Genomic DNA, 15,680 nt, shown 5'->3' with positions numbered 1-15,680 from the left:
ACCGCACGCCATGAACGCACCCCACGCCACCAAGGACGACCCCCGCTGGCCCAGCATCGTGGCGCGGGACAAGGCGGCGGACGGACGGTTCTGGTACTCGGTCGACACGACCGGCGTGTATTGCCGCCCATCCTGCCCGTCGCGTGCGGCCCGCCCCGAACATGTCCGCATCCATGACACGCCGGAGGCCGCGCGCGCCGCCGGGGCGCGGGCCTGCCGCCGCTGTGATCCGGACGGGCCGGCGACCGACACCCGCCATGCCGCGCTGATCGAACATGCGTGCCGCACGATCATGGCCGCCGAGACGCCGCCGCGCCTGGCCGCACTGGCCGCGGACGCCGGCCTCAGCCCCGCGTATTTCCACCGCCTGTTCCGATTGATCACGGGCGTCACGCCCCGCGCCTTTGCCGATGCGCATCGCGCGGAGCGGGCGGCCGGCGAACTGGCAAGCGGCGCGTCGGTGACGGAGGCGATCTTTGCCGCCGGCTTCGCGACCAGCGGCCGCTTCTACGCGGGCGCGGCGGGGCGGCTGGGCATGGCGCCGGCCCGGTACCGCGCGGGTGGCACGGGGGAGACGCTGCGCTTCGCGGTCGGGGATTGCTCGCTCGGCACGGTGCTGGTGGCAGCCAGCGAGCGGGGGATCGCCGCCATCCTGCTGGGTGACGATCCGGAGGCGCTGGTGCGCGACCTTCAGGATCGCTTTCCGCGCGCGGAGCTGATCGGCGGCGACGCGGGCTTCGACGGCCATGTCGCGGCGGTGATCGGCCTGATCGACACGCCGGGTGAGGCGTCGCCGCTGCCGCTCGACATTCGCGGCACCGCGTTCCAGCAGCGGGTGTGGCAGGCGCTGCGCGCGATTCCGCCGGGCACCACCGCCTCCTACACCGACATCGCCCGTGCGATCGGCGCGCCATCCTCGACCCGCGCGGTCGCCGCCGCCTGTGCCGCCAACCGGCATGCGGTGGCGATCCCGTGCCACCGCGTGGTGCGCAGCGACGGCGGACTGTCCGGCTATCGCTGGGGCGTGGAGCGCAAGCGGGCGTTGCTGGCGCGGGAGGGCGCCGCGATCATCCCGCCTGGCGATAGCGGCTGAGGAATTGGTGGTGCGGCGGCACCGCCGACACCCGCCGCCGGATACCCGCCGACAGCGACTCCAGCGCCGTACGCAGCTCGCCGGGCGGGATCGCGGCGGGCATGCGGTGGTGGCCGGTCGGCATCACCCCCTGCCCCAGCATCACCTGGACCCAGCTGTCGGTGCGGAACAGCTGGTCCTGATCCTGATGCGCCATCCCATGTTCGCGGAACAGACGGATGCGCCGCGTCAGGCTGTCGGGCAGGTCCATCGTCGCCGCACGCCGCCAGAACGGCTCCGGCCGATCGTTCAGCGTGTAGTGCAGGATGATGAAGTCGCGCACATCCTCCCACTCCGCCCGCGCCCGCGTGTTGTAGCGGTCCGCCAGCGTCTCCGTCTCGGTGCCGAACGGAAAGCTCTGCAACAGGTGCGTCACCGCGATCATCACCAGGTGGATGCTGGTCGATTCCAGCGGCTCGATAAACCCGCTCGCCAGGCCCAGCGACACGCAGTTGCGGTTCCACATGCGCCGCCGCATGCCGGTGGTGAAGCGGATCAGGCGTGGGTCGAACAGGGGTGCGCCGTCCAGCGCGCCGAGCAGCAGCGCGCGCGCCTCCTCCTCCGCCATCTCGGCGCTGGCATAGACCAGCCCGTTGCCCACACGCCGTTGCAAGGGGATGCGCCAACGCCACCCGGCGCGGTGCGCGGTGGCACGGGTGAAGGGCACGGGCGGCTCGACCACCTCCGTCTGCACCGCCAGCGCGCTGTCGGTCGGCAGCCAGCCGCTCCAATCCTCGTATCCGGTCTTCAGCGCCCCCCCGATCAGCAGCGCGCGAAAGCCGGTGCAGTCGATGAACAGGTCGCCCTCGATCCGGCGGCCGTCGTCCAGCACCAGCGCGCGGATGTCGCCGGTGTCGCCGTCCTGATCGACCTCCGCGATGCGTCCCTCCACGCGGCGCGCGCCGGCCGCCTCCGCCAGCCCACGCAGGAACGCCGCATAGGCGGTCGCGTCGAGGTGGTACGCATAAGCCAGGCCGGCATCGGCATCGGCCGAGAACCGCCGCTCCGCCGCCGCCAGCGCCTCCGCCGAATAATCGATGAAGTTGCCGCCATGGCCCTGCGCGCGCGCTTCCAGCCAGAAATGCTGGAAATCGGCCAGCGGCATCGCCCGTCCGATCGATCCGAACGGATGGAAGTACCGCACCCCCTCGCGCAGCCAGTTCTCGAAACTGATGCCCAGCTTGAACGTCGCGCCCGTCGCCCGCACGAACGCGCTCTCGTCCACCCCGATTAGGTCGTGGAAACTGCGCGTGGTGGGAATAGTCGACTCCCCAACGCCGACCGTGCCGATCGCGTCCGATTCGACCAGTGTGACATCGACCAGCGGCCCCAGCTGCTTGACCAGCGCGGTGGCCGCGACCCAGCCGGCGGTGCCCCCGCCCGCCACCACGACGCGGCGCTTAGGGCCGCTCATCGGTTCAGCCTGTTGGCGACCAGCGCGCGCAGCCGCCGCGCGCTGACCGGATCGATCGGCGCCAGCGGCCCTTGCGCCGCCGCCGGCAGGTGCGCCGCCGCGCGATCGGCGGGGCCGAAGACGTAATACTCGAATATCGCGCGCCACGCGGTCTTCTCATGCTCCGGCCGGTCGCGCAGCGACAGCATGGCGTGGAGCAGCGTGGTCATCGGCGTGTCCAGTTCCTCACGCGCCGCGTTCCACCAGAAATTGATCAGGACGTTGAACGGCTCCAGCGCCTCCACCTGGTGCCACCACAGCGCCGGGTAGACGAGCAGGTCGCCCGGCTCCAGCTCCGCCACCTCGCCCGCCTCCACCGCCTCGGCAAAGAGCGGATAACGGGCCAGGTCGGGGTCGGCGAAATCCACCATGGTGACCGCCTGCCCGCCCGGTGTCGGACCGAGCGGACCGGGGTAGAGGTTGGCCACCTGTTCGGGCGGGAACAGCGTGAAGCGGCGGCGGCCGACCGCACAGACCGCCGCGTTGTTCGACTGGTCGTAATGCGCGGCGGCGGTGGTGCGGTTGCCGACCCAGATGCTGGCAAGCGGCGGGTGGCGCGCGAACAGGTCGCCGGCGTTCAGCGGCACCTCAGCCGACAGGCCCGGCAGATAGGTGTCGAGGTCGGTGGAGCCGACATACAGCGCGGGCGCGTCCGGATCGTCCGCGTGCGCCGCGATCCGATCCAGCATCTCCGTCAGCGGCAATCGTTCGCCGCGAAAGTTCATGCGGGTGACCGTCTCGTCGTAATGAAAGCGGCCCCTCGCATCCGGCGGCGCGGTATAGCCGACGATCGGCCGACCGGCATCGAACCGGCGCAAATACGCCGCCGCCGCGCCCGGCGACTCCAGCCCCGCCTGTACCAGCGGCCAGTCTCGCGCCGCGCCGCGAAAGATCGTCGGCACCCCGTCCGCAATCGTCGCCGCCAGATCGGGCGGCGTGCCGCGCCCGTCCCGTTCCCGCGTGCGGCGGGTCACGCGAAGCGGCGCGGTCGTCGGGTCAGGCCGCCCCATCGCGCCGCACCTTGCGATCGACCAGCCGCGTGACGTTGGCGAGCGAGGATGCGACCCACACCGCAGGGCGCAGGAAGTCGTCGCGGTGCAGCGCGGCCAGCGCGTCCCCATCCAGCGCCCCCAAACGATCCTGGCTGACCGTCACGCAATCCGGAAGCGAGAAATGGCGCCCATCCTCCACCTCGACATCGATGTCGACCGGCTCGAACAGGTCGTGCGCGGCGAATGCGGCGCTCAGCGCCGGCTCGATCGCATGGCCCGCATAGATACGACGTAGGACGTCGCCGACCCGGTCGAGCAGCGGCGCGTTGCCGCCATGGTCCAGGAAGATCGGGGCGCCCCAATCGCGGCTGATCCGCGCATGCGTCGGATCGATGTGGATCATCGGCTCTCCCGCCTCTCCCGCCGGTGGCACGCCGATCGAGAACGGACCGCGCTGCATCAATGCGGGGATGTGGTGCGCGTCCCAGCGGTCGCCGTCCAGGAACAGGTTCTCCCCGGCCGCGAGGCCCAGCGGGACGAACGCATGGTACGTGCCCTCCGCGTCGACCCGGAACAGGATCGCATATTCGCGCTGCAATTCCTCGAACTCGGTCGCGAAGACACGGCACTGGTTGACGCCGTCGCCATAGGCCGAGCCCCGTTCCAGAACCACGCGCAGGCCGGCATGGTCCACATTGTTCAACGGGATCGGCCCGTTGTCCGCCCGCTTCTCGTCCACGCTCATGTCCATCCCGGCATCCCGAAAACAGGAAGGGCCGCCGTCGCCGGCGACCCTTCCACCTTACGTCGTCGCGATCAGAAGCGATACCGTGCGCCGATCAGATAGCGCGCCGTTCCCTCCGACTCGTACCAGGTGTTGATCTTGTCGCGGGCGTAGACCCGGATTCCCTCCTCGAACAGGTTGATGCCCTCGAACGTCAGCGCCAGACGCGGCGTCACGTCATAGCTGATGTTCATGTCCACCTGGCCGTAGGGCGCGGTGAACGCCGGGTTGTGGTAGCTGTCGCGGTTGACCTGGCTGAGGAACTTCGCGCGCCAGTTATATGCGACGCGCGCCGACAGCCCGTTCTTGTCGTAGATCAGCGTGGCGTTCGCCGTGTCGGACAGGCCGACCAGCGCGAACTGGTCGACGCTGGGGTCCGCCGCCACGTCGATGCCGACATTGCCGCGCACCAGCGTGTAGCTGGCGGCGATGCCGAACCCGGTGTCGCCCAGGAAGTACTGACCGGCGAATTCGGCGCCGTAGATCTCCGCATCCTTGTTGTTGATCGGGGTATTGACGGAGAAGTTGAACAGCGGGTCGCTGCCATTGGCGATGATGTCCACCGCCGCCAGCGTCTTGTCGACGAAGCCTTGATCCAGGGCGCGGGTCTGCTGGTTGTAATTGGCCCGGAACGCAGCATCCGCCGCCGCCACGTTGCCATTGTTCTGCTGCAACAGCGCCGTATACGTGAACAGGTTCACGTCGGTGATGTCGGCCTGGAAGCCGTTGGTGAGCCGATCCTTGGCAATACCGGAACGCGTGCCCGCCGCACCCGAAGTCGGGTCGCGCAGGCCGAACAGGTTACGCTGCACCAGCGTGTTGCCGATGAAGTTGTGCACCCGCTTGTCGAAGAAGCCGGCCGACAGGTACACGTCCTTGCGCGGATACCATTCCAGCGACACGTCGAAATTGTCCGACGTCAGCGGATCGAGGTCCGTGTTGTTCTGGTTGCCGCTGGCGATACCGCCGATCGCCGTCGGACGCGGCGGCGCGCCGACGCCGGTGGACGCGAACAGGTTGCCGTACGGCGCCCGCGCGATCGTCTTGCTGTAGGAGAAGCGCCCCTTCAGCGACCGGGTGAAATCGACGGAGAAGTCCATCGCCGGCAGCAGATTGTTGTACTTGCCCCTGCTCGTGATCTCCTGACGATCCGTCGAGTTCTGGATGAAGAAGTCGTTGTCGGCCTGCCACACGATCGCCAGCGGCACGGGTTGCAGCGACAAAGCCTTTACGCGCGTGCTTTCGAAGCGGGCACCGGCCACCAACTGGGCATCGAAATCGCCGAGCTGACCGTTCCAGGTGACCTGGCCGTACACCGACCAGATGCTCTCCCGCACGCGATTGTCGTTGTTTGCGTCGATGTTGTTGCGGTGGTCCACGCCATCGATCGACTTGCCCGCGAACCTGACCTGGTCCGGGTCAAGCGGCAGGCCCGTGTAATAATTGAACAGCGCATTATACAGCTTGGTCGCATCTTCCGTACGGAACGCGATCTGCGTGTTGGGGTCTGAGCCAGCATCGTTGTGATGGAACTGGCACGCCGCGCAGAACTGGAACACCTGACCGGGCGCGATCCTGTCGATATCTGGCGGCAGCGAATTGCCCCAGTCACCCAGAACCTGGCGCGTGTTGTACTGGGTCTGACGCGTGTTGGTGACGCGGTAGTTGCCGCCAAAGTCGAACCGGCTGTTGCCGCCTAGGTCATAGCCGCCGTCGAGGCGGATTTCCTTGATCCGCTGCGTCTGGCGGGAGTCGAACTGGCGCTGCACCGCGCCCGACAGATCGCCCAGATCGATCGCGCCGTTCGCGTTGCCCTTGGTGAACGGGAGACCGTTCGGGTTCGCTGTGGACGGCGGCGTGACACTGCGCGTGGCGTCATTGAAGGAGATGGTCTGTACCGGGAAGCCGTTGGTGCCCCAGTCCAGCGAGTGCGCGGTGACGACCGGCGCGTTGAAGGCGACGGTGGTGGAGGTCTGGCCGTTCGGATTGTCCGGCAGGCTCTGCGCCTTGCCGAAATGACCGTCGAGTGCCAGGCTCAGCCGGTCGGTGGCCTGCCACGCGATGTTGCCGCCAAAGTCGTACAGCCGGTTCTTCTGCGCGCGATACGCCTGCTCGAACGCCTCGTCCTTCACGCCGTTGATGGTTTCGTGAAGGTAGCGGGTGGTGGCGATGCCGTTCGACGAGTCATCGAACGTCACCTCGTCGAACGGGCGGTTGAACCAGTTGGACTGGGTCGAACGCCGCTCGGATTCGCGCAGCTGCGCGTACAGCGCGTCGGCGGTGATGGTCAGCGTGTCGGTGGGCTTGAACTGCACCACGCCCTGCCCGTTGATGCGCTCACGGCTCGCTTCGGAGAAGTGATACCGGCTGTCGTCGGGCACCGAAACCAGCACGTTGGAATTGGTCGGCAGGTTGTTGAACTTGGTCGACGGATTGACGAAGCCGTTGGACGGGTTGAGGAAATCGGACAGCGTGCGAATGTTCCAGGCGTTGTTCGCCTGGCTGGGGAAGCTGAAATTGCGCTTCTGGTAGCTGCCGAACAGCGACACGCCGAAACGCTGGTCCGGGTTGCTCCAGCTGGCGGTGCCGGACACTTCGGGCGTGACATGGTCGCCGCACGAGACGCAATCGTCCGCGCCGGTGTCGTAACTTGCCTTGGCGCCGATCGAGCCGGTCAGGCCTGGCGTGCGCTGGTCCAGCGGACGGCGGCTGATGACGTTGATCGTGGCGCCGATGCCGCCCGACGGGACGGCCGCGCGACCTGTCTTGTACACCTCCAGCGTCTTGACGCCTTCCGACGCAAGGTTCGCGAAGTCGAACGAACGGCCGAAGCCGCCCGCGCCGTCGCCGCCCTGATCGCCGCCCACCGCGACGATGTTCGACGTGGCGAGCTGACGCCCATTCAGCGTGACCAGGTTATATTGCGCGCCGAAGCCACGGACGGTGACGGTGGACCCCTCCCCGTTCACGCGGTCGATCGAAACGCCGGTGATCCGCTGCAGCGATTCGGCCACGTTCGTGTTGGGAAACTTGCCGATGTCCTCCGCGCTGATCGCGTCGACGATGCCCGACGAATCGCGCTTGATCGCGATCGACCGTTCCAGCGACGCGCGCACGCCCGTGACGACGATGTCGCCCGGCTGCTGATCGGGAACCGCGTTGGTCGCGGTGGCGCCGCCTTCCTGCACCGGACCGCCGCGCGCGGTATCGGCCTGGGGCGTGCCCTGCTGCGGATCGGTGGCCGAGGTCCCGCCGGGCGGCGGCACCGTTTGCGCCAGCGCGGTGCCGGACATGGCAAGCCCGGTGGCGAGCGCGATCGCCGATGCCGAGCGCGCGAACATGGTCGTGAGCGTAAGCCCCCTCATTACATCCTCCCTGAAGCGCCACGACGGGCGCGTATGTGTCCCCGGCGATGTTTCTCGCCGTTCGACGCAAGACGTAGCCGAGCCGACAACGATGTCAATGGCCGTACCGGACCCGTATCGACGTGACCGGATTTCGTGGCCGGGATGTCACGCATGACGCCTACGACACGCCACCGGGCTTGGGAGCGGGCATTGCATGGTCCGGCCGAACGGCTCATCTTGCGGGCCGTGAACACCCGCTGCCCCGCTTCTTCCGACCACCGATGACCCGCGTCACGATCAAGGATGTCGCCGCGCGCGCCGGCGTGTCGATCAAGACGGTGTCGCGCGTCATGAACGGGGAGGCGCATGTCCGCGCGGACGTCCGCGAACGCGTGATGAAGGTCGTGGAGGAGACGGGCTATCGCCCGAACATGTTCGCGCGGGGCCTGTCCAGCGCGCGATCGTTCCTGGTCGGGGCGTTCTTCGACGATCCTGCCTCACCCTATGCCAGCGACATCCAGCGCGGCGCCCTGACACGCTGCCGCGAACGTGGGCATCACCTGTTGATCGAGGAGGTCGATCGCGATGCCGGCGACTGGAAGTCCACGCTGGACACCACCTTGCGACAGGTGCGGCTGGTCGGGGCGATCCTGACCCCGCCGATCTGCGACTGGCCGGAACTGATCGACCTGTTCGACGCGCATGGTGTCCCGGTGGTCCGGATCGCGCCGGCGCTGGTGCCGGAGCGCACGCCGCTGGTCCGGGTCGACGATCGCCGCGCCTCCGCGGAGATGACGCAACTGCTGATCGCCGCCGGACACCGCGACATCGCCTTTATCAAGGGACCGCCCGCGCATGGGTCGTCGAACGAGCGTTGGCGCGGGTTCTGCGATGCGATGCAGGCCGCCGGGCTGACAGTGGCCGACCATCGCGTGCTGGAGGGCGATTACCGATACCGTTCCGGCCTGGCCGCTGCCGAGACGTTGCTCGACACCGGCACGCCGCCCAGCGCCGTACTGGCCAGCAATGACGAGATGGCGTTCGCCGTCCTGGTAGTGGCGATGCGCCATGGCATCACGGTGCCCGACCGCCTGTCCGTCGTAGGGTTCGACGACATGGCGCTGGCACGCATGGCCTGGCCGCAGCTGACCACGGTGCACCAGCCCAATTTCGAGGTAGCCGCCGCCGCAGTGGACCTGCTGATCGACGCAGCGGAGCCGCAGGACGCGGCGCACCACCGGATCGAGGTCCCCTACACCATCGTGAAACGCGCCAGCGTCGGGCCGGCGGCGGTATAGACGAGCAGTCCTGCCCGGGCGCCCGTCAGCCAGCGAGATGCTCCCCGCGCCGCGCTGTAGTGTCGTTACCGACGCGTCGTGCCCGCCCTAGGCTACGCGCCCAATGCTGGCTCGGACATTACGTACTTGTGGCGACCGCAACTCCGCGCAGGCGAACGACCAACCTGCCGATCACGCCGGCTGGGCATAGCCGCCGCCCGCGTCCAGCCCTCCTACTCAGATGCCGTAATTCGCTGAGCCGCCACCCACAGCCAGCGTCCGCGCGCTGAACGAGCTACCGGAGCCCAGAAAGCCGCTGCCCAGCGAAGCCGTTCCGCGGTTCAGCTTGCCCAGGCCGTCCTGCACGCGCCGCAGCGCGGCCGGCATGTTCGACCAGCCATTGTCAAACCCGACCATCATCGCCAGCGCCTGGCGTACGACCGCGTCATGCGCCTTGGACTGCGCGATGGCGAACACGATGCTCGCCTCCAGGTCCTCGGCGTTCGCGGCCTGCGGCAGCGCCTTCACACTGGCGCAGATGCAGCTGACCAGCTCGGCCACGGCCGGGTCGCGCCGGGCGTCGCCGTTCTGGATCGAAGCGGACATGGCGGCGGCCGGCAGGGACGCGCCCAGCGGGCACACGCACGGATCCTCGGCCTTGCTGTCCGTCACGACACTGGCAACGAGCACGGCCGGCGGAGCATAGGGTGCGGCCGGCAGGGTTGCCACCGGTGCAGGCGGCAGGACGGGAACGCGCGTTCCCTCTGCCATCGCGCTGTGCACCGCCTTTGCCCCCTTTGAGAAGATCACGGCGCGTGGTCGCTGTCGATCGACTTGTGAACGGCGCCCCCGGGCTGGACATGTTGCGCGACTCCGACCCCGACGCCCGTGGCCGCGATGACGACGCAGATCCCCATCCAAATCTTGTTCATCTTATTTTCTCGATTTTCGCGCCCGTAGGAACGGGAAAAACACGCGCTTTGCGTTTTACTTACATGTCACCCAGTCGGGTTTGAAGTCCCGGCCGAGTCGATAAACCGGCCCTCTGTTATATATACACGATCGCCGACACAGGCCTGTTCGAACAACAGCTTCGCAAAGGCGATCGGCACGCCCAGGCAGCCATGGGATGCGCCGCCCCAATCCACTTCGCTGCCATGGATCGCAACCCCGTCGTCGGTCAGCCGCAGCATGTACGGCATCGGCGCGTGATAGATGTTCGACACATGGTCGGCGTCCTTTTCCGTGATCGGAACGGTGCCCAGAGGCGTGGGGTGATCGCGAGCGCCATACAGAATGGCGGCGGTCCCGATCTCGTAGCCCGAACGGAACACCGACAGGTTTCCGCCTGCAGGTCCGCAGTGATGACCAACGGCCCGGCCGGCACCCCGCTGTCGCCTCTGGCATAATCGCCGTGTCGCAACGGGTGCTGCAAGCGGAGTACGCGCTTCACCACGAACGGCGCCGCAGCATTTGAAGCCTTCGGGGCCACAACCGTACCACCCGGCACAAGGTCACGCAGAGCCGGCGTCCCGACCGGAGCCGCCGCCACCGCCATAATCATTGCCCGGGAATACAACACGCTCGCCCCACAATCCGCCTGCACGTAAGGTCCCCGGCGGTCCCCGGCGGTTCCCGACAAAGGCCGCCTATACGTGCAGGCCTGCCGCCTCCGATACGCACCGGAATGGCATCAGTACCGCGATTAGATCGAGAACGGAGACGCTTCACCACCACATGGATTGATCCGCGATCGTTCTCGCAACTAGCACCCGGCTTCGCCCCCATACGCATCGACCGGAGAGCATGCCGTGAAAGACCGATCCGATCGCCTGCTGGGCATCGCCCTGTTCATGGTCTCGCTGGCTGTCACCGCCGCCTACTGGGCGACTTGGCCGACAGAGGCGGAAAGCCCGAACTTCATCGGCTCGGAGGCCGAGTTGGCGCGTCCCTGATCGCGCCTATTAGGTCAGCATCCCCTGTCTTGTTCCTGCAACAGGTTCTAAAAACTCGTATAGCATATTTGCAAAGCCGGCCCACTCATGCTCGTTTGGCTCGGGCGCCGGGGGGCGGCGACGCAACTATGTTGCGCACATGCATGAAGGGTTTGTTTACGCATGGTTTCAGGTTTCGTGACCGGGTCCGCGCGCCTGCGCGCAACAAGCGCGGCCATCGCGCTTGCAATGGGCATGCTCGCCAGCCCGGTTCTGGCCCAGGACGGGGCACAGAGTGGTCAGCCGCAGACACCGGCGGCAAAGGATATCGAGGACCAGCAGACCGCACCCGCGACGACCCAGGGTCAAAGCGATCAGAGCAGCGGTGGTGACGTGGTCGTCACCGGCTCGCTGCTGCGCCGAACCGATACCGAGACGCCGTCGCCGGTGACCGTGCTGACCAGCGACACGCTGGCCAAGGCGGGCATCACCACCGCGTCAGAGGCGATCCGCTCCATCTCCGCCGACAGCGCGGGCTCGATCGGCACCGGTTTCCAGTCGGGCTTCTCCGCCGGCGGTTCGGCGGTGTCGCTGCGTGGTCTGGGCGTGTCGTCGACGCTGGTGCTGGTGGACGGCCTGCGCTCCGCCAACTTCCCGATCAACGACGACGGCCACAACGCCTATGTCGACCTGAACTCGATCCCGTTCAGCCTGATCGACCGGATCGAAGTGCTGAAGGACGGCGCCTCCTCCACCTACGGTGCCGACGCGATCGGCGGCGTGGTCAACCTGATCCTGAAGAAGCACGTCGTCGGCATCGACGGCCTAGTGGAGGGCGGCTCTGCCGAGCGGGGCGATGCCGGCCATTACCGCGCGCACCTGACCGCCGGCATCGGCGACTATGACGACAAGGGCTGGAACTTCTACGTCAACGGCGAATACCAGCGCGACCAGCGGGTTTCCAACCACAGCCGCGGCTTCCCGTTCAACACCCAGGACCTGACCTCGATCGGCGGCCTGGACAACAACACGGCCGACCAGTCGCTGACGGTGAACACGCCGACCGCCTATGTCGCGCCGACGACGCAGCGCGATCCCAACAACCCGCTGTCCGGCGGCACGGCTCTGATCCCCAGCGGCACCTATCTCGATGCCAACGGCCGCCCGCAGAACTACACCAACTACCAGGCGCTAGGCCTCGGCAACTGCACCGGCGGCACCTACACCGTCGCCACCGGCGGGGCACGCGGCACCGGCTGCAAATACGACCTGACCGACCTGTATCGTCAGATCCAGCCGCTACAGGAGCGTTACGCCTTCAATGCGCGCCTCAGCGTGCGGGTGAATGACAATGTCGAGGGCTATGTCACCGGCAGCTACAGCCGCGACTATGTCAGCATCACCAGCGCGTTCCCGGCCGCGATCCGCGCGACCCAGCCGTTCGGTGCCGCGCCCAGCGTCGCGTCGAGCAACCCGGGCGTCGTGCTGCCCGTCTTTGTCTGCGCGGCCGGTACCAACTGTGCCACGGCGACCGATCGTCGGCTCAACCCGAACAACCCGTTCGCGGCACAGGGCAATGCGGCGCGCATCTACTACCTGTTCGGCGACATTCCGGGCGGCAGCGATCGCACCAACGAGGTGATGCGCGCGACGGCCGGCCTGAACGGTCACTTCGGCGAAGGCTGGAACTGGCGCGTGGAGGGTGTCGCCGCGCGCGACGACCTGCACATCACCCAGCATGGCCTGCTCAACATCGCGGCGCTGGCCAACGTCATCAACACGGGCGCGTACAACTTCGTCAATCCACAGCAGAACAGCGATGCGGTGCGACAGGCGCTGGCGCCGGATCGTACCACGCCGTCCAATTCGCAGCTCTACTCGCTCGATGCGTCGATCTCGAAGGCGCTGTTCGCGCTGCCGGGTGGCGACCTGCAGGTCGCGGTCGGTGGCCAGGTCCGGCGTGAAAAGCTGACCAACCGCAACCAGAACGAGGCGCTCGACACCTACGGGCTCACCACCTCCTCCGCGTTCGGAAAGCGCACCGTGGCCGCCGCCTATTTCGAGGCGGACGCACCCGTGCTCGATCAGCTCGACGTGAACGTGTCGGGCCGGTACGATCATTATTCCGAAGGGTACGGCCGCTTCTCGCCAAAGGTGGGCGTGAAGGTGACGCCGTTCCGCCAGCTCGCTCTGCGCGGCACCTATGCGCAGGGCTTCCGTGCGCCGACCTTCGCGGAATCGGGTGAGCGCAGCCAGTATGCCGGCTTCGTCACGTTCCAGCCGCCCGGCAACTTCTGCGCCGCGCATGGTGGATCGGTCGGCAGCAACAACGGCTGCAATACGGGCGGCAATCCTTACAACGCATCGTACAGCCTGGGCCGCGGCGTGGTCGGCAACCCCGACCTGAAGCCGGAAACGTCGAAGAGCTTCACGGCCGGCGCGATCTTCCAGCCGGTGCGCTGGCTCAGCCTCACGGCCGACTATTATAACGTCAAGAAGTCGAACCTGATCGTCGCCGGTCCGGACATCGGCAAGGCGCAGCAGGCCTATTTCGGCGCCACCAACCTGGCGGCCGCGCAGGCTGCCGTGGCGGCTGTCGGACCGGGCTATTCGGTCAACACCGTGGACGCGATCGATCCGCTGTTCCCCAATGCCCTGCCGCGCGTGCTCATCATCAACGCACCGTTCGTGAACGCAAATTACTCGCGCACATCCGGCATCGACCTGGCAGCCACCGCCACGGTGCCGCTGGGCGAGGGCATCAAGTTCACCAGCCGTGTCGAGGCGACGCACATCTTCAAATACGACCTGCACACCGACTCCGGCGTGCAGCGTTATGCCGGCACGTTGGGCCCGTACGACCTGTCGTCGGGCAACGGCACGCCCGACTGGCGCGGCAACTGGCAGAACACGTTGCAGCTGGGCGCCTATTCGATCAGCGCAACGGCCTATTACGTCAGCCACATCAAGCAGGTCAGCGCCGATCAGGGCCTGCCCACCGACTGCGCGAACGGCAACCTCTACTCGCGCGCTGCTCCGTACAATGAGCAGTTCTGCTACGTGAAACGGTTCATCAACGTCGACCTGAACCAGACGTTCGCCGTGAACGACAAGTTCAGCTTCTACGTGAACGTGCAGAACGTCTTCGACGCAAAGGCACCGTTGGCGACGGCCGCTTATGCCAGCGCGCCGAACTTCCTGACCACCTGGCATTATGCCGGACTGATCGGGCGTCAGTACCGGGCGGGTGCGTCCTTCCGGTTCTGATCGACCGGCTAGAGCTGGTTTAGACTTTGGGGGCGGCGGTTCCGGCAACGGATCCGCCGCCCTTTTTTCGCGCACTCCACGGCCGGACCATTCCCGTAAGGGTGAGCGCCCGTCCCGGTTCTCAGGTGCGAGCGGACGTATCGCCGCCAGAAGCGTGCGTGACGAGAGTGGAGATGGGACAGCGTCGATGGTGGGTCCGCCGGGGCTCGAACCCGGGACCTCTCGATTAAAAGTCGCTTGCTCTACCGACTGAGCTACGGACCCGATCCATCGACCCGTCGGGCCCTAGGCATCGGTCGCGTCCGGGTCAACCGGCCGAGCAACTGGCGCAGGGTCAGGCCCGACACCGGGTCATGCCATTCGGGGGCGATCGCCACCGCCGGCTCCAGCACGAAGGTCCGCTCGCGGAATGCCCGGTGCGGTACCTCCAGCCCCGGCGACATCCAGCGGCCGCCCGACCACAGGACGATGTCCAAGTCGATCGACCGCGCGCCCCAGCGTCGTCCCCGGCGACGCCCGAAGGTTCGCTCGATCTCCTTCAGTCGGGCGAGCAGCGCCGGCGGCGTATCCTCGCTTTCCACCAGCGCCACCGCATTGGCGAAGCGTCGCGACGACGGACCGAGCGGCGGCGTGTCGATGATCGGCGACAGGGCGACCAGCGTCGCCACCTTCCCCAGCGTCGCCGCCGCCGCGCGCACCGTCGCGGCCGGGCCGCCGTGGCGGCTCCACCGGTTTCCCCCAAGCGCGACGAGGTAGGTTGCCCTGGCCATCCGGCCCCCTTACCGCGAGCCGATGCTTTTCGCACCCAGCGCCCTGCCCGACACCGAACCGCCCCGCGACTGCCCGCTCTGCCCCCGCCTGGTCGCGTTTCGTGAAGAGTTGCGCGCGGAGCATCCCGGCTGGTGGAATTCCCCGGTGCCCGCATTCGGCGATCCGGACGCGTGGCTGGCGATCAGCGGCCTTGCGCCCGGCAAGCACGGCGCCAATCGCACCGGCCGCGTGTTCACCGGCGATCATGCCGGCGTGCTGCTGTACGACACGCTGCTGAAATTTGGGCTGGCATCCGGCACCTACGCCGCCACGCCGGAGGACGACATCGCGCTGCACGGCGCTATCATCATCAATTCGGTGCGCTGCCTGCCGCCGCAGAACAAGCCGACGCCGGAAGAGATCCGGACCTGCCGCCCCTTTCTGGAGGCACCGCTCGCCACGCTCAGCAATGTACGCGTCGTGGTGGCACTGGGCGCGATCGCGCACCAGTCTGCGGTGAAGGCTATGGGCGGCCGGTTGCCGAAGGCGAAGTTCGGCCATCTGGCGGAACATCGCATGCCGGATGGACGCATCCTGCTCGATAGCTATCACTGCTCGCGCTACAACCAGAACACCGGCGTGCTGACGACGGAAATGTTCGAGGCGGTGTTCGCCCGCGCGCTCCAACTCAGGCACGCGCCGGACAGCGCGACTGCGACCGCAGAGGAGGCGACGACCTGAACA

The 15,680-nt window shown here is 67.4% G+C and carries 13 protein-coding genes and 1 tRNA gene; 5 read left to right on the top strand and 9 right to left on the bottom strand.

All coding sequences use genetic code 11. The annotated features are described in order from the left end of the window. The first annotated feature begins 10 nt into the window (after nucleotides 1-10). The gene (gene ada / locus BMX37_RS04600; RefSeq protein WP_093664332.1) at nucleotides 11-1,093 is read left to right on the top strand and encodes a bifunctional DNA-binding transcriptional regulator/O6-methylguanine-DNA methyltransferase Ada; all 1,083 of its coding nucleotides are present in this window, start codon (nucleotides 11-13) and stop codon (nucleotides 1,091-1,093) included. Here ada and BMX37_RS04595 read toward each other — a convergent pair. The 4 genes from BMX37_RS04595 to BMX37_RS04580 form a co-directional block, all read right to left on the bottom strand. After that, on the bottom strand, nucleotides 1,068-2,546 hold the full coding sequence (locus BMX37_RS04595; RefSeq protein WP_093664331.1) for a tryptophan halogenase family protein: 1,479 nt from the start codon (nucleotides 2,544-2,546) through the stop codon (nucleotides 1,068-1,070). The two genes, ada and BMX37_RS04595, sit on opposite strands and share 26 nt — an antisense overlap. Next, nucleotides 2,543-3,595, bottom strand: a complete 1,053-nt coding sequence (locus BMX37_RS04590; protein ID WP_093664330.1) for a cupin-like domain-containing protein — start codon at nucleotides 3,593-3,595, stop codon at nucleotides 2,543-2,545. Before BMX37_RS04590 ends, BMX37_RS04595 begins: the two co-directional genes overlap by 4 nt. After that, nucleotides 3,582-4,328: a SapC family protein gene (locus tag BMX37_RS04585; RefSeq protein WP_244501391.1), complete on the bottom strand. Its 747-nt coding sequence runs from the start codon at nucleotides 4,326-4,328 to the stop codon at nucleotides 3,582-3,584. Before BMX37_RS04585 ends, BMX37_RS04590 begins: the two co-directional genes overlap by 14 nt. A 65-nt stretch (nucleotides 4,329-4,393) precedes the next feature. Then, nucleotides 4,394-7,726, bottom strand: coding sequence for a TonB-dependent receptor (locus tag BMX37_RS04580; RefSeq protein ID WP_093664329.1), 3,333 nt, complete (start codon nucleotides 7,724-7,726; stop codon nucleotides 4,394-4,396). A gap of 263 nt (nucleotides 7,727-7,989) precedes the next feature. Between BMX37_RS04580 and BMX37_RS04575 the strand changes: the two genes are divergently transcribed. Beyond that, nucleotides 7,990-9,006, top strand: a complete 1,017-nt coding sequence (locus BMX37_RS04575) for a LacI family DNA-binding transcriptional regulator (protein ID WP_093664328.1) — start codon at nucleotides 7,990-7,992, stop codon at nucleotides 9,004-9,006. 216 nt (nucleotides 9,007-9,222) lie between these two features. On the opposite strand, the gene BMX37_RS04570 is transcribed toward BMX37_RS04575, so the two are convergent. The 3 genes from BMX37_RS04570 to BMX37_RS04565 all read right to left on the bottom strand — a co-directional run bounded on the left by BMX37_RS04570 (nucleotide 9,223) and on the right by BMX37_RS04565 (nucleotide 10,319). Continuing rightward, on the bottom strand, nucleotides 9,223-9,756 hold the full coding sequence (locus BMX37_RS04570; protein ID WP_139198002.1) for a hypothetical protein: 534 nt from the start codon (nucleotides 9,754-9,756) through the stop codon (nucleotides 9,223-9,225). 35 nt (nucleotides 9,757-9,791) lie between these two features. Further along, nucleotides 9,792-9,917 carry a hypothetical protein gene (locus BMX37_RS19285; protein WP_280139220.1) on the bottom strand — a complete coding sequence of 42 codons (126 nt, stop codon included), beginning with the start codon at nucleotides 9,915-9,917 and terminating at the stop codon, nucleotides 9,792-9,794. A gap of 66 nt (nucleotides 9,918-9,983) precedes the next feature. Next, the gene (locus BMX37_RS04565; protein ID WP_425288434.1) at nucleotides 9,984-10,319 is read right to left on the bottom strand and encodes a L,D-transpeptidase family protein; all 336 of its coding nucleotides are present in this window, start codon (nucleotides 10,317-10,319) and stop codon (nucleotides 9,984-9,986) included. A gap of 477 nt (nucleotides 10,320-10,796) precedes the next feature. Here BMX37_RS04565 and BMX37_RS18695 point away from each other — a divergent pair, with 477 nt between their 5' ends. Both BMX37_RS18695 and BMX37_RS04560 read left to right on the top strand, forming a co-directional pair. After that, the gene (locus BMX37_RS18695) at nucleotides 10,797-10,940 is read left to right on the top strand and encodes a hypothetical protein (protein ID WP_170841840.1); all 144 of its coding nucleotides are present in this window, start codon (nucleotides 10,797-10,799) and stop codon (nucleotides 10,938-10,940) included. Nucleotides 10,941-11,102: 162 nt separating this feature from the next. Continuing rightward, complete coding sequence (locus tag BMX37_RS04560; protein ID WP_093664326.1) at nucleotides 11,103-14,186, top strand: TonB-dependent receptor plug domain-containing protein; 3,084 nt, start codon at nucleotides 11,103-11,105, stop codon at nucleotides 14,184-14,186. Between the two features lie 188 nt (nucleotides 14,187-14,374). Here BMX37_RS04560 and BMX37_RS04555 read toward each other — a convergent pair. Continuing rightward, a tRNA-Lys gene (locus tag BMX37_RS04555) sits at nucleotides 14,375-14,450 on the bottom strand. After that, nucleotides 14,441-14,956, bottom strand: coding sequence for a 2-amino-4-hydroxy-6-hydroxymethyldihydropteridine diphosphokinase (gene folK / locus BMX37_RS04550; protein ID WP_093664325.1), 516 nt, complete (start codon nucleotides 14,954-14,956; stop codon nucleotides 14,441-14,443). Before folK ends, BMX37_RS04555 begins: the two co-directional genes overlap by 10 nt. 22 nt (nucleotides 14,957-14,978) lie before the next feature. Here folK and BMX37_RS04545 point away from each other — a divergent pair, with 22 nt between their 5' ends. Beyond that, entirely contained in the window at nucleotides 14,979-15,677 is a 699-nt protein-coding gene (locus BMX37_RS04545) for a uracil-DNA glycosylase (protein ID WP_093664324.1), read from the top strand. The last annotated feature ends 3 nt before the right edge of the window (nucleotides 15,678-15,680 follow it).

Source organism: Sphingomonas gellani, from assembly GCF_900110035.1.
Classification (GTDB): Bacteria; Pseudomonadota; Alphaproteobacteria; order Sphingomonadales; family Sphingomonadaceae; genus Sphingomonas; species Sphingomonas gellani.
This window is presented reverse-complemented; position numbering and strand designations above follow the sequence as displayed.

What these genes read in the sequence shown, in the direction of transcription:
- ada (WP_093664332.1), top strand. Translation starts at nt 11, where the DNA reads ATGAACGCACCCCACGCCACCAAGGACGACCCCCGCTGGCCCAGCATC.
- BMX37_RS04590 (WP_093664330.1), bottom strand. Translation starts at nt 3,595, where the DNA reads ATGGGGCGGCCTGACCCGACGACCGCGCCGCTTCGCGTGACCCGCCGC.
- BMX37_RS04545 (WP_093664324.1), top strand. Translation starts at nt 14,979, where the DNA reads ATGCTTTTCGCACCCAGCGCCCTGCCCGACACCGAACCGCCCCGCGAC.
- BMX37_RS04585 (WP_244501391.1), bottom strand. Translation starts at nt 4,328, where the DNA reads ATGGACATGAGCGTGGACGAGAAGCGGGCGGACAACGGGCCGATCCCG.
- BMX37_RS04580 (WP_093664329.1), bottom strand. Translation starts at nt 7,726, where the DNA reads ATGAGGGGGCTTACGCTCACGACCATGTTCGCGCGCTCGGCATCGGCG.
- BMX37_RS04595 (WP_093664331.1), bottom strand. Translation starts at nt 2,546, where the DNA reads ATGAGCGGCCCTAAGCGCCGCGTCGTGGTGGCGGGCGGGGGCACCGCC.
- BMX37_RS04560 (WP_093664326.1), top strand. Translation starts at nt 11,103, where the DNA reads ATGGTTTCAGGTTTCGTGACCGGGTCCGCGCGCCTGCGCGCAACAAGC.
- folK (WP_093664325.1), bottom strand. Translation starts at nt 14,956, where the DNA reads ATGGCCAGGGCAACCTACCTCGTCGCGCTTGGGGGAAACCGGTGGAGC.
- BMX37_RS04570 (WP_139198002.1), bottom strand. Translation starts at nt 9,756, where the DNA reads ATGGCAGAGGGAACGCGCGTTCCCGTCCTGCCGCCTGCACCGGTGGCA.
- BMX37_RS19285 (WP_280139220.1), bottom strand. Translation starts at nt 9,917, where the DNA reads ATGAACAAGATTTGGATGGGGATCTGCGTCGTCATCGCGGCCACGGGC.
- BMX37_RS04575 (WP_093664328.1), top strand. Translation starts at nt 7,990, where the DNA reads ATGACCCGCGTCACGATCAAGGATGTCGCCGCGCGCGCCGGCGTGTCG.